At 76.5% G+C, this 13222-nt stretch carries 10 protein-coding genes; 4 read left to right on the top strand and 6 right to left on the bottom strand.

Going from position 1 to position 13222, the window contains the following annotated elements; translation table 11 throughout:
- Positions 1–2: 2 nt before the first annotated feature.
- The 4 genes from kdpB to Q0848_RS13430 all read right to left on the bottom strand — a co-directional run bounded on the left by kdpB (position 3) and on the right by Q0848_RS13430 (position 6007).
- Positions 3–2141, bottom strand: coding sequence for a potassium-transporting ATPase subunit KdpB (gene kdpB, locus Q0848_RS13445; RefSeq protein WP_299038376.1), 2139 nt, complete (start codon positions 2139–2141; stop codon positions 3–5).
- Positions 2138–3802 (bottom strand): potassium-transporting ATPase subunit KdpA, encoded by a 1665-nt coding sequence (gene kdpA, locus Q0848_RS13440; RefSeq protein ID WP_299038375.1) that lies wholly within the window; start codon positions 3800–3802, stop codon positions 2138–2140. The genes kdpB and kdpA overlap by 4 nt, the downstream gene beginning before the upstream one ends.
- The gene (gene kdpF / locus Q0848_RS13435; protein WP_299038373.1) at positions 3799–3888 is read right to left on the bottom strand and encodes a K(+)-transporting ATPase subunit F; all 90 of its coding nucleotides are present in this window, start codon (positions 3886–3888) and stop codon (positions 3799–3801) included. Before kdpF ends, kdpA begins: the two co-directional genes overlap by 4 nt.
- Positions 3889–4225: 337 nt before the next feature.
- Positions 4226–6007 carry an ABC transporter ATP-binding protein gene (locus Q0848_RS13430; protein WP_366146611.1) on the bottom strand — a complete coding sequence of 594 codons (1782 nt, stop codon included), beginning with the start codon at positions 6005–6007 and terminating at the stop codon, positions 4226–4228.
- Between the two features lie 230 nt (positions 6008–6237).
- Here Q0848_RS13430 and Q0848_RS13425 point away from each other — a divergent pair, with 230 nt between their 5' ends.
- Positions 6238–6708 (top strand): MarR family winged helix-turn-helix transcriptional regulator, encoded by a 471-nt coding sequence (locus tag Q0848_RS13425; RefSeq protein ID WP_299038369.1) that lies wholly within the window; start codon positions 6238–6240, stop codon positions 6706–6708.
- Here the strand turns inward: Q0848_RS13425 and Q0848_RS13420 are convergent.
- The gene (locus Q0848_RS13420; RefSeq protein WP_299038367.1) at positions 6672–7241 is read right to left on the bottom strand and encodes a dihydrofolate reductase family protein; all 570 of its coding nucleotides are present in this window, start codon (positions 7239–7241) and stop codon (positions 6672–6674) included. The two genes, Q0848_RS13425 and Q0848_RS13420, sit on opposite strands and share 37 nt — an antisense overlap.
- Before the next feature lie 186 nt (positions 7242–7427).
- Here Q0848_RS13420 and Q0848_RS13415 point away from each other — a divergent pair, with 186 nt between their 5' ends.
- Complete coding sequence (locus Q0848_RS13415) at positions 7428–9074, top strand: family 20 glycosylhydrolase (RefSeq protein WP_299038365.1); 1647 nt, start codon at positions 7428–7430, stop codon at positions 9072–9074.
- 122 nt (positions 9075–9196) lie between these two features.
- Positions 9197–9589: a PPOX class F420-dependent oxidoreductase gene (locus tag Q0848_RS13410; protein WP_299038364.1), complete on the top strand. Its 393-nt coding sequence runs from the start codon at positions 9197–9199 to the stop codon at positions 9587–9589.
- Between the two features lie 41 nt (positions 9590–9630).
- Here the strand turns inward: Q0848_RS13410 and Q0848_RS13405 are convergent, their stop codons facing one another.
- Complete coding sequence (locus Q0848_RS13405) at positions 9631–10668, bottom strand: D-2-hydroxyacid dehydrogenase (protein ID WP_366146610.1); 1038 nt, start codon at positions 10666–10668, stop codon at positions 9631–9633.
- A 121-nt stretch (positions 10669–10789) separates the two neighbouring features.
- Here Q0848_RS13405 and Q0848_RS13400 point away from each other — a divergent pair, with 121 nt between their 5' ends.
- A complete protein-coding gene (locus tag Q0848_RS13400) occupies positions 10790–13060 on the top strand; it encodes a bifunctional diguanylate cyclase/phosphodiesterase (RefSeq protein WP_299038362.1) in 2271 nt (756 codons plus the stop codon).
- The last annotated feature ends 162 nt before the right edge of the window (positions 13061–13222 follow it).

Genomic DNA, 13222 nt, shown 5'->3' with positions numbered 1-13222 from the left:
GGTCAGCCGATCCCGGGGAGGAGGGAGAGGAGCAGGTCGAGGGCCTTGATGCCGACGAACGGCGCCACGACGCCGCCCAGCCCGAAGACGAGCAGGTTGCGGCGCAGGAGCGAGGACGCGTCGGAGGGCCGGTAGCGCACGCCCCGCAGGGCGAGCGGGATGAGCGCCACGATGACGAGCGCGTTGAACACGACGGCGGAGAGGATCGCCGACTCGGGACTCGCCAGCCGCATCACGTCCAGCGCGTCCAGGCCCGGGAACAGCCCGGAGAACATCGCCGGGAGGATGGCGAAGTACTTGGCGACGTCGTTGGCCAGGCTGAAGGTCGTCAGCGCGCCGCGGGTGATGAGCAGCTGCTTGCCGATGGCCACGACCTCGATGAGCTTCGTGGGGTCGGAGTCTAGGTCGACCATGTTCCCGGCCTCCTTGGCGGCCGAGGTGCCCGAGCCCATCGCCATCCCGACGTCGGCCTGCGCCAGCGCCGGGGCGTCGTTGGTCCCGTCGCCGGTCATGGCCACCAGCCGGCCCGCGCGCTGCTCGGCCGCGATGCGGGCGAGCTTGTCCTCCGGCGTCGCCTCCGCGACGACGTCGTCCACGCCCGCCTCGCGGGCGATCGCGGCGGCCGTCACGGCGTTGTCGCCGGTCACCATGACCGTGCGGATGCCCATGCGGCGCAGCTCGGCGAAGCGCTCGGCCATGCCCTCCTTGACGACGTCCTGCAGCTGCACGACGCCGAGGACCCGCGCGGGGGCGCCGTCGACCTGCTCGGCCACGACGAGCGGCGTGCCGCCGCTGCGGGCGACCTCGTCCACGGTCGCCCCGACCGCGGGGTCGGCCTCGCCGCCCTCGGAGCGCACCCACGCCAGCACGGCCGACGCCGCGCCCTTGCGCAGGCGCCGTGCGGTGCCGCCTCCCGGGCCGGGCCCGACGTCGACCCCGCTCATCCGGGTCTGCGCGGTGAACGGGATGTCGACGAGGTCGCGCCCGTCCGGCTCCGGCGCACCGGCCCCGTTCTCGGGGGCGCCGTCGACGAGCGTGACGACGGAGCGGCCCTCGGGCGTCTCGTCGGCCAGGCTGGACAGGCGCGCCGCGGCGGCCAGCTCGTCCGCGCCGACGCCGGGGGCCGGCAGCAGCGCGGTCGCGCGGCGGGCGCCGTAGGTGATGGTGCCCGTCTTGTCCAGCAGCAGGACGTCGACGTCGCCGGCGGCCTCGACGGCGCGGCCGGACATCGCCAGCACGTTGCGCTGCACGAGCCGGTCCATCCCGGCGATGCCGATGGCCGAGAGCAGCGCGCCGATCGTCGTCGGGATGAGGCACACGAGCAGCGCCACGAGGACGAGCAGCTGCTGGGGCTGGCCGGAGTAGGCCGCGAAGGGCTGCAGCGTCGTCACGGCCAGGAGGAAGACGAGCGTGAGGGCGGCGAGCAGCAGGTCCAGGGCCCGCTCGTTCGGCGTCTTGGCCCGCGAGGAGCCCTCGACCAGGGAGATCATCCGGTCGAGGAAGGACGCCCCCGGCTCGGCGGTGATGCGCACGACGAGGCGGTCCGACAGCACGGTCGTGCCGCCCGTCACCGACGAGCGGTCGCCGCCGGACTCGCGGATGACCGGCGCCGACTCGCCCGTGATGGCGGACTCGTCGACGGAGGCGACGCCCTCGACGACGTCGCCGTCGCCGGGCACCACCTGGCCGGCCTCCACGACGACGAGGTCGCCGGCGCGCAGCTCGGCCGCGGCCACCTCCTCCTCGGCGCCCTCCGGACCGCCGGGGCGCAGGCGGCGGGCGGTCGTCGTCGCGCGGGTGCGGCGCAGGCTCTCGGCCTGGGCCCGCCCGCGCCCCTCGGCGACGGCCTCGGCGAGGCCGGCGAAGACCACGGTCGCCCACAGCCACCCGGCGACGAGCACGGAGAAGACGGACGGGTCGGCCGCGGCGAGCACGGTGGTGGCCACGGAGCCGACCCAGACGACCATCATCACGGGGGTGCGGACCTGGTGCCGCGGGTCGAGGCGGCGCAGGGCCGCGGGCAGGGCGGCGACGAGCTGGCGCGGGCTGAAGGCGCCGGCGGCGACGCGGCCGTCGGACGGGCTCCCCCCGCCGTCTCCGGCCGGGGCCGGGCGCTCGAGGACCGGGGCGGGCGTGCTCACGAGAGGGCCTCCGCGAGGGGTGCCAGCGCGAGGGCCGGCACGAAGGTGAGACCGGCCACGACCACGACGACGACCGCGAGCAGCGCGCCGAAGACGGGGGACCGGGTGGACAGGGTGCCGGCGCCCGCGGGCACGGCGCTCTGGCGCGCCAGGGAGCCGGCGAGGGCCAGGACGAGCACGAGGGGCACGAAGCGGCCCAGCAGCATCACGACGCCCAGGGCGGTGTTCTGGTACGTCGTGGCCGCGCCGAAGCCGGCGAACGCCGAGCCGTTGTTGTTGGCGGCCGAGGCGTAGGCGTAGAGGACCTCGCTGAGCCCGTGGGGCCCGGCGTCCTGCACCGAGGCGTCGACGAGCGCGGGCACCCCGGCGGTGACCGCCGCCCCGACGAGCAGCAGGGCGGGCATCGCCAGGACGTTGAGGGCGACGAGCACCATCTGCTGCGGGCCGATCTTCTTGCCCAGCAGCTCGGGCGTCCGCCCGACCATCAGGCCGGCGAGGAAGACCGCGAGCACGGTGAGCACGAGCATCCCGTACAGGCCGGAGCCGACGCCGCCGGGCGTGACCTCGCCGAGCATCATGCTCAGCATCAGCACGCCCCCGCCGGCGGCGGTGTAGGAGTCGTGGAAGCTGTTGACGGCGCCCGTCGACGTCGCCGTCGTCGAGGCGGCGAACAGGGCCGACAGCGCCTCGCCGAAGCGGGTCTCCTTGCCCTCGACCGAGGCCCCTGCGGCCTGCGGCACGAGCCCGGCGCCGGTCGTCTCGGCCCACGTGACGGCCGTGACGGCGAGCAGCCACAGGCCGCCCATGACGGCGAGGAGCAGGCGGCCCTGGCGGCGGTCCCCGACGAGGCGGCCCAGCGCGGCCGGCATCGAGAAGGGGACGACGAGCAGCAGGAAGACCTGCAGGAGGCTCACCCAGGCGCTCGGCCCCTCGAAGGGGTGCGCGGAGTTGGCGTTGTAGAAGCCGCCGCCGTTGGTGCCCAGCTCCTTGATGGCCTCCTGCGAGGCGACGGGGCCGCCGACGAGCGTCTGCGTCCCGCCGGTCAGCGTGGTCACGGTCGTGGGGGCGGAGAGGTTCTGCACGACGCCCCCGAGCAGCATGACCACGGCGGCGACGAGGGAGAGCGGCAGCAGGACGCGCACGACCACGCGCACGAGGTCGGCCCAGAAGCTGCCGAGGCGGTCGGTGCGCGAGCGGGTGAAGCCGCGCACCAGCGCGATCGCGACGCAGACGCCGACGGCGGCGGACAGGAAGTTCTGCACCGCCAGCCCGGCCGCCTGCACGAGGTGGCCCATGGCGCTCTCGCCGCTGTAGGACTGCCAGTTCGTGTTCGTCACGAAGGAGACGGCGGTGTTCCAGGCCGTGGCGGGCTCGACGCCCGGGAGACCCACGGACAGCGGCAGCGCGGCCTGCAGGCGCTGCAGCGCGAAGAGGGCCAGCACCGAGACGGCGGAGAAGACGAGCACCGAGCGCGCGTAGACGGCCCAGCGCATGTCGGCGTCCGGGTCGACCCCGGCGAGGCGGTAGACCACCCGCTCCGCGCCCAGGTGGCGGGTGCTGGAGACGCTGCGCGCGATCCAGGCGCCGAGGGGGCCCTGCGCGGCGAGCAGCGCGGCGACGAGGAGGGCGACCTGCAGCGCGCCGGCGACGCCGTCGCTCACGAGCGGTCGGCCCGCAGCAGGGCCGCGAGCAGGTAGACGGCGAGCGCAGCCACCACCGCGAGGGCCATCGCCGAGGCGGCGCTCACGAGCGGTCCCGCCCCTGAGCTCGAGAGCCCATGAGCTCGAGGGCGCGGACGAGCAGGAGCAGGGCGGCGAAGCCGCCGAGCGTCAGGAGCACGTAGGCCGTGTCGGCCACGGAGCACCTCCGGGGGAGACGGGCGCGAGCCCGGCCGGCGCGCTCGCGCCGACGGGCCGACCCTGCTCCCGCGCGGGTGCCCGGCCCCGCGGTCCTGACGCCGCCCTGACGCCTTCCCCGCCGCTCCGGACGGTCCCCGGGCGGGCTCGTCCCCGGTCGGCCCCGGCGGCGGGCGACCGGAGGGGGGCGGTGCCGTGGCGCCCGTGCCGTGCGCCGGGGGCACCGCCTCAGACGGGCAGCACCTCGGGCGCGTCCTGGGCGGCCTCGAGCAGCCGGGCGTAGTGGCCGCCGGCGGCCAGCAGCTGCGCGGGCGGGCCCTGCTCGACGACGCGCCCGCCGTCGAGCACGGCGACGACGTCCGCGCCGCGGATCGTCGAGAGCCGGTGCGCCACCGTGATCGTCGTGCGACCGCGGCTGGCCTCGTCGAGCGCGGCCTGGACGGCGCGCTCGGTGCGGGTGTCCAGGGCGCTCGTCGCCTCGTCGAGGACGAGGACGCGCGGGTCGCGCAGCAGGGTGCGCGCGATGGCCAGGCGCTGGCGCTCGCCGCCGGAGAAGCGGTGGCCGCGCGCGCCCACGAGGGTGTCGTAGCCGTCCGGGAGGCCGGCGAGGAGGTCGTGCACCTGGGCGCGCCGGGCGGCGTCCTCGACCTCGGCGTCGGTCGCGTCGGGCCGCGCCTGCCGGAGGTTCTCGCGCACGCTGGTGTGCAGCAGGTACGTCTCCTGCGACACGACGCCGACCACCTGCGACAGCGTCGCCAGCCGCAGGTCGCGGACGTCGACGCCGTCGAGCAGCACGCGGCCCGCCGTCGGGTCCTGCAGGCGGGGCACCAGCGAGGCGAGCGTCGACTTGCCCGAGCCGGTGGCGCCCACGAGCGCGAGCGAGCCGCCCGCCGGCACCACGAGGTCGACGCCGGACAGGGCCGGCGAGGCGCCCGGGCCGCCGTCGGGGGCGGGGTAGGTGAACGAGACGCCCTCCAGGCGCACCTCGCCGCGCACGCGCGCCGGGTCGAGCGCGACGGGGCGCGCGGGGTCGTCGACCTCGACGGGCAGGTCGAGGTACTCGAAGATCCGGCTGAACAGGGCCATCGAGGAGGTGATCTGCACGCCGGCGTCGAGCAGCCCCAGCAGGGGGCGGAACAGCGCGCCCTGCAGCCCGGTGAAGGCCACGAGCGTGCCGATCGTCATGCCGCCGGAGGTGACGGGGAACCCGGCGGCGAGGTAGACGGCGGCCGGGACCGCGGCGAAGACCACCGACATCGTGGCCCAGCGCCAGCGGCCGGCGAGCTGGCTGCGCACCTCGAGGCCGACGAGGTCGGTCGAGGTCTCGCGGAAGCGCGCGCTCTGGGCGGGCCCCGTGCCGAGGGTGCGGCCCAGCAGGGCGCCGCTGACGGACAGCCCCTCCTCGACCTGCGTCTGCAGGTCCGCGAGGCGGCGCTGGCGGGCGGCGGTGACGGAGCGGCGCATCACGGCGACCTGGCGCGTCAGCCACACCGACGGCGGGACGACGACGAGCGAGAGCAGCGACAGCCGCCACGAGAGCACGCCCATGGCCACCGCGGTGCCCACGACCGTCGTCGCGTTGGCGGCCAGCGAGGTGGCCGTCGACGTGACGACGGACTGCATGCCGCCGATGTCGTTGGTGAGCCGCGACTGCACCTCCCCGCCGCGGGTGCGGGTGAAGAAGCCGACGGGCTGGCGCTGCAGGTGGCTGAAGACGCCGGTGCGCAGCTCGTGCATCACGGCCTGGCCGACCGTGGTGGACAGCCACGTCTGCCCGACGCCGAGCACGGCGGTGACGACGGCGACGCCGACCATCCCGGCCACGGCCCAGCCCAGCAGCGGCAGGTCCTGCTGCGGCAGCGCGTCGTCGATGACGAGGCGCACGAGGAAGGGGGTGGCCAGCGCGACGGCCGACGAGGCGACGATGAGCACGACGACGGCGGCCAGCGCGGCGCGGTGGGCCGCGAACAGCCCGGCGACGCGGCGCAGCGAGACGGGCGAGCGCTCCAGCTGCGCGCGGTCTGCGGGGTCGACGCGCCGGCCGCTGCCGCCGCCCCTGCCCCCGCTGCGCGACGGGCGGGGCGAGGGGACGCCGTCGTCGGCGCCGAGGACGGAGGAGCCGCGCGGACGGGGGGAGGGGACCGACGTGGTGACCACGTCCTCTCAGGCGGGGGCGGGGCGAGAAGCGGAGGCTACCTCACGATGAGGTGAGCACCCCGGGAGCGCCTAGCATTCCCGCCGTGACCGACGACGCCCCGCTGCCGGAGCTGCTGATGGGCGCCGCGCGCTCGCTGCGCCGCCGCTGGGGCGCCGTGCTCGAGCCGCACGGCCTGACGCCGCACCAGGCGCGGGCGCTGCGGTCGGTGTCCGCGTCGGACGGGCTGCGGGTCTCCGACCTGGCCGCGGCGCTGCGGATCGCGCCGCGCTCGGCCACCGAGGTGGCCGACGGCCTCGAGCGGGCGGACCTCGTCGTCCGCGCCGCCGACCCGGCCGACCGGCGGGCCGTCGTCCTGCGCGCCACCGAGCAGGGGCGCGAGCTGGCCGCCCGGGTGGAGCGGGCGCGCGCGCAGGACGCCGAGGCGCTCTTCGCGCGGCTCGACGAGGACGACCGCGCCGAGCTGGCGCGGCTGCTGCGCCTCGTCGCGGACGAGGGCGGGCCCGGGTGCGAGGGGCCTCAGTCGTCCTCGTCCTCGCGCGGCAGCACGGCGTAGGTCGTCTGCACCATGCCGCCGCCGAGGACCTCGGTGCGCACGTGCTTGAGGTCGACGTCGCGGGGCAGCGGGCCGAAGAGGGTCTCGCCCGTGCCGATGAGGACGGGGACGCGCGAGAGGGTCATCTCGCGCACGACGCCCGCGGCCAGGCAGGCCTGCACGGCGCGGCCGCCGTCGACGTAGACGCGGCGACGCCCGTCGCGGGCCAGGGCGGCGAGGGCGTCCTCGAGGTCGCCGTGCACGGTGACGCGCGCGTCCTCGCCCGGGGTCATCGACGTGCTGAGCACGTGGACGGGCCGGTCCTGGTAGGGCCAGCGGTCGAAGCCGGCGATGACGTCGTACGTGCCGCGCCCCATGAGCACGGCGTCCACGCTGGCCACGAAGTCGCGGAAGCCCGCGTCCCCCGCCGCCTCGCCGCGGTCCGTGAGCCACTCCAGGTCGCCGTCGAGGCGGGCGATGAACCCGTCCACCGACAGACCGATGAAGACGCACCCCTCGACCGCCGTGCCCGCTGCCTCCGCCTGCGACGTCATGCCCGCACTCTGCCGCGGCGCACCGACGACGTCCCGGCGGCGCGCGGGGGCGGGCGGTGCGGCTGCCGGGCTGCGGCCCTGTCCAGGTCCCTCTCCCGTCGCTACGCTGGCCACAACGGACGAACAGGACGACTCGCCGTCCGTGCGTCCCCGACCCGTCTCGACGAGGAGACCTGGAGGTCCCCCATGCGCGCACCCACCACCCGAGCCGGCCGGGGCGCGCTCGCCGCCCTCCTGCTGGCCGGCCTCGCGGCACCCGCCGCCGCGGCACCGGCGACCGGCGCGACGGCGTCCTCGCGCCCGCCGTCCGGTGCCGTCGGGTCGCTGTCGGACGTCATCCCCCTGCCGGCCTCCGTGGAGCCGAGCGGCCGACCCGTCGTGCTGGGCCCGGGCACCGTGGTGCGCGTGCAGAGCGGCTCGGACGCCGCCGCCGCGGCCGCGGAGGAGCTGGTCGAGCTGCTCGGCCCGGCCACGGGGTACCGCCTCCCGGTGGTCCCGACGGACGGCGCCGGCACCGGGGCGAGGCCGCTGGCGGGCATCAGCCTGCTCGTCGACGAGGAGGACCCCGCCCTCGGCGACGAGGGCTACGTGCTCGAGGCGTCGGGCCGCTCGGTGGTCCTGCGCGCCGGCACCCGGGAGGGGCTGCTCCACGCGGTGCAGACGCTGCGCCAGCTCCTGCCCGCCGCCGTCGAGGCCGACGAGGTGCAGCCCGGCCCGTGGCTGGTGCCGGGCGGGCGGATCGAGGACAGCCCGCGCTTCGCCTACCGCGGCGCGATGCTCGACGTCGCGCGCCACTTCATGACGGTCGAGGAGGTGAAGACGTACGTCGACTCGCTCGCCGCCTACAAGATCAACCACCTCCACCTGCACCTGAGCGACGACCAGGGCTGGCGCATCGAGATCAAGAGCTGGCCGCGGCTGACGGAGCTCGGGAGCACCACCGAGGTCGGTGGTGGCCCCGGCGGCTTCTACACCCAGGAGGACTACGCCGAGATCGTCGCCCACGCCTCCGCGCGCGGCGTGGTCGTCGTGCCGGAGATCGACATGCCCGGCCACACGAACGCGGCGCTGCACTCCTACCCCGAGCTGAACTGCGACGGCGTCGCGCCGCCGCCGTACACCGGCATCGAGGTCGGCTTCTCCACGCTCTGCGTGGAGGAGGAGGTGACGTACGAGTTCGTCGGGGACGTCCTGCGCGAGCTGGCGGCCCTGACGCCGGGGCAGTACCTGCACGTCGGCGGCGACGAGGCGCACGTGACCACCGAGGAGCAGTACGCGCAGTTCATGTGCAGGGTGCTGCCGCTGGTCGAGGCGACCGGCAAGACCGCCGTCGGCTGGCAGGAGTACCTCCCCCTCGCACCGGGCCCGGCGGAGGGCGGCCCGCTCGCCGTCGGCCAGTACTGGATCCCGGGCACGCCCGAGGAGGGGATGGTCGAGTCCCTCGCCCGCGGCAACCGCGTGATCATGTCGCCGGCCGACCACGCCTACCTCGACATGAAGTACACGGCGGACTTCCCGCTCGGCCTGGCCTGGGCCGGCCTGACGGGGGTCGAGGACTCCTTCGCCTGGGACCCGGCCACGTACGCCCCGGGCATCGGCGAGGACGTGGTCCTGGGTGTCGAGGCGCCGATCTGGACCGAGACGCTGGAGGACCTCGACGACGTCGAGACGATGGCCTTCCCGCGGATGCCGGGCATCGCCGAGATCGGGTGGTCCCCGCAGGAGACCCACGACTGGGCCACCTACCGCGAGCGGCTCGCCCTCCAGGGGCCGCGCTGGGAGCTGCGCGGGGTGGACTACTTCCGCTCGCCGGAGGTGCCCTGGCAGGAGTGAGGAGTCGACCCGCCGCGCCGCGGTGACCCGGCAGCCGCCGGGGCGCCGCGGCGCGCGGGCGCCCGGCCCGGGAGAGGGTGGCTCGGGGCGACCGCCGCCCGCACCCGACGGAGGAGCCCCCCGTGAAGCTGCCCCAGGACCTGCTCGACCTGCTGCGCCGCCCCAGCCCCTGCTACGTGACCACCCTGATGCCCGACGGCTCCCCGCAGACGACGCAGACGTGGGTGGACACCGACGGCGAGCACGTCCTGGTCAACACCGTCGTGGGCTACCAGAAGACGCGCAACGTCGAGCGGGACCCGCGCGTGAGCGTGGCCGTGGCCGACCCCGAGAACCCCTACCGCTACGTGGCCGTGCGGGGGCGCGTGGTGCGGACGACGACCGAGGGCGCGGCCGAGCACATCGAGGCGCTGTCGCACAAGTACACGGGCGGTCCCTACGCCTGGTACGGCGGCCGAGACCAGCAGCGCGTGGTGCTCGTCGTCGAGGCCGACCGCGTGCACGGCATGGGCTGACCCGCCGGTCCCGCCGTGCGCGGTCGGCCCGCGCGCCGGCCTCAGTAGAACTCGACGACGTCCACCCGGTTGCGCAGCTCGCGCCCGTCGAGCAGCCGGGTCGCGTTGTCGGCGAACAGCTCCGCGATGCGGTGGTCCAGCGTCGGGCCGCCGGCGGCCGTGTGCGGGCTGACCAGGACGTCGGGGCGGTCCCACAGCGGGCTCGCCGGCTCCAGCGGCTCGCGCGCGACGACGTCGAGCGCGGCGAAGCCGACGCGCCCGTCGTCGAGCGCGGCCACCAGGGCCTCCTCGTCGACGACGGTGCCGCGGCCCACGTTGACGAAGGTCGTGCCGGGCCGCATCGCCGCGAAGACCTCGGCGCTCAGCAGGCCCTTCGTCGCCGGCGTGCCCGGCAGGGTCACGACCACGGCGTCCGCGCGGCCGGCCGCCTCGGCCAGGCGGTCGGTCGGCACGACCTCGTCGACGCCGTCGACGGGGCGCCCGTGGCGGCTCGTGCCGAGGACGGTGGCCCCGAGCGCGGAGAGCACGCGGGCGACCTCCCGGCCGATCCCGCCCAGGCCCACGACGAGCACGGTCTGCTCGTGCAGCTGGCCCATGAACCACTTGTCCGCCCACGTGCGCGAGGCCGAGTCCGCCTGCAGCCTCGGCAGGCGCTTGGCGCCGGCCAGCAGCCCCAGGAGCGCGAACTCGGCCAGCGGCGCGCCGTGCACCCCCGCCGAGGTGGTGAAGGCGACGCGGCCGAGCTCCTCCTCCGAGAGCCGGGCGGCGCGCACGGACTGCCCGCCCCCGGCCGCCATCGTGTGCACCCAGCGCAGGCCGGGGTTCGCGCGGACGGCGCGCGCCAGGGCGGCCGGGTCGTCGTCGGGCACCCCCAGCAGGGCGTCGGCGCCGTCGAGCAGCTCCTCGAAGGCGCGCTGCTGCTCCTCGCCGCGGCGGAAGTCCGGGTCGCCGCCCTGGTCACCGGGGTAGCGCACCGGCGCCAGCAGCTCCGGGCCGACGACGAGGTCCACGCGCGGCTCGCGCTCGCGGACGATCTCGCGGCTGCGCTCGTCGAACGGCGTGGCGACGGCCACGCGCAGGCGCTGGGTCACGGGGGTCCTCCGGGGGGCGGGTGGGGTGCCGAGCGGGACCCGCCCTGTCTAGCAGGGGCGCCGCGGGTGGGCCGTCCGCGTGGTCGGCGAGCCCAGCAGGCCCCCTCCGGTGCGGGAGGGCGCCGCGCCGGCCGACGAGCAGGGCATGGACCTCGAGGCGCTGCGGCGCCCGCGCCTCGCGTGGGCAGCGCTCGGCGTCCTCCTGCTGGTGGCCCTCGCCACCGCACTCCTGCCCGCGCTGCGCCCGGTGACCGCCCACGTCGTGCCGTGGGCGTCCGTCGTCGGCGTCCTCGTCGGCGTCGCGCTGCACCGCCCCGCGGGGTGGTGGGGCTGGCTGCTCATGGCGGCGATGCTCGCGACGTGGTCGGCCAACCACGTCCTGGAGGTCGTCGGCCTCGAGGGACCCGCCCACGTGCTGCTGCTGTCGGGGCAGGTGCTGGCCGCGGTCGTGCTCCTCCTGGTGGCCCACCGCTCCGGCGGCCCGCGCCGGCGCGTGGACGTCCTCGAGCTCTTCGTCGTCTGCGCGGTGCTGGGGCTGGTGGCGGCCCAGACCGCCGTCCTGCTGGCGTCGAGCTCGTCCTCCTCGCGCCTGGGGCTCGTCGCGACCGTCGACGTGGTCCTGCTCGCCTTCGTGCTGCGCTCGGCGGTCGTCCGGCGCCGCAGCAGCGCGGCGTGGTGGCTGGCCGTCGCCGCGGCGACGGCCCTGGCGTTCTACGACATCTCGACGGTCGGCCGGCTCTTCGGGGACTCCTACGGCGCCGCGTCCACGCCCGCCGTCGTGCTCGGCTTCGGCCTGTTCGGGGTCGCGGCCCTGCACCCGAGCATGCGCATCGCCTTCGAGCCCCGTGAGCTCGCCGAGGGCCGGCCGCGCTCCACGGACGTGCTCGGACTGCTGCCCCTGGTGGTCGTCCCCGTCGGGCTGCGCCTCGTCGACCTGGCCGTCGGCGGGGCGAGCCTGCCCGGGTGGACCCACCTCGTCGTCGGGACGAGCACGGCGCTGGCCGGCGTCCTGCGCTCGTGGTCGGCGCTGCGCGGCGCCGAGCACCTCGCCGAGCACGACCCGCTCACCGACCTGCCCAACCGCCGCGGCCTGGCGCGCGTCCACGACGACCAGGCGGAGGGCGGCTGGGCGCTGCTGCTCGTCGACCTCGACGACTTCAAGGACGTCAACGACGCCCACGGACACGACGTCGGCGACCGGCTGCTGCTCGGCGTGCGCGACCGCCTCCGCGCGGCGGTGGGCGAGGACGGCGTCGTGGCGCGCTTCGGCGGCGACGAGTTCGCCGTCCTGGTGCACCCCGGCCTCGAGGACGACGTCGCCGAGCGCGTCGTCGTCTCCCTGCGGACGCCGATGGAGGTGGGCGACCTGGTGCTGCGCACGAGCGCGAGCGTCGGCGTGGCCGCCCCCGCACCGGGGACCCCGCTGTCGGAGCAGCTCACGCGCGCCGACGTCGCCCTCTACGCCGCCAAGGGCGCCGGGCGCGACACCGCGCGCTCCTACCGGCCCGAGCAGCGCGACGAGGTGATGCACCGCTTCACCCTCACCAGCCAGGTGCGCCTGCTCCTCGCCGGCCGCTCGCCGTCGGTCGGGCGGCTGGAGATGCACTACCAGCCGCTGGTCGAGCTGGCGACGGGCGAGGTGGTCGGCGCCGAGGCCCTCGTGCGCTGGCGCCACCCCGAGCACGGGCTCCTGGCCCCCGACGCCTTCCTCGGCCACGTGACGGCCAGCGGCCTCGACGCGGACCTGGACGGCGCCGTCCTCGCCGAGGTCCTCGAGCAGCTGGGCCGCTGGCGCGACCAGCGCCGCCGGGTGCTGCCCGTGAGCGTCAACCTCAGCCGCTCGAGCCTCCTGGACCCGGGGCTGCCCGAGCGCGTGCGCGAGGCGCTCGCGCGCGCCGGAGTGCCGGGCTCCCAGCTCCACGTCGAGATCCTCGAGCACGAGCCGCTCCCCGAGGACGACCAGCTGCTGGAGGTGCTGCACGACCTCCGCGGCCTCGGCGTCGGCATCCACCTCGACGACTACGGCCGCGGCTACACCTCGCTGGACTACCTGCAGCGCTTCCCCGTGCAGGTGCTCAAGATCGACCGGTCGGTCGTCACCGGGGCGAGTCCGGGCAGGAGCCGGCTCGTCGCGGGCATCGTGGCGATGTCGCGCACGCTCCGCCTCGACCTGCTCGCCGAGGGCGTCGAGACCGAGGAGCAGCGGCGGCATCTGCTGGCGCAGGGGGTCCGGCTGGGCCAGGGCTGGCTCTTCTCCCGCGCCCTCCCGGCGACCGAGTACGCCGAGCAGGTGCTCGGCCCGCGCCCCGACCTGCCGCCGGTGGCGGACGTGCCGGCTCCCCGGCTGCCGCTCCGCCTGGGCGCCGACCTGCCGTCCTGACCCGCGCTCCAGCGGCTCCGCGGGCAGCCGCTGGGTGCCGGCGGTGCCCGGGCGCGGCAGACTCCCCCGCGGGCGGGGCGCCGGTGCGCCGCCCGCGACGAGGAGGCGATCGACGGTGACCAGCACGACGACGAGCAGCACCACGGGCGAGGTGCCCCGCAC

Origin of the sequence: uncultured Pseudokineococcus sp., assembly GCF_947495735.1 — a bacterium.
GTDB lineage: Bacteria > Actinomycetota > Actinomycetes > Actinomycetales > Quadrisphaeraceae > Pseudokineococcus.
The sequence above is the reverse complement of the archived record's forward strand: the minus strand, read 5'-3'. Positions and strand labels throughout refer to the sequence as shown.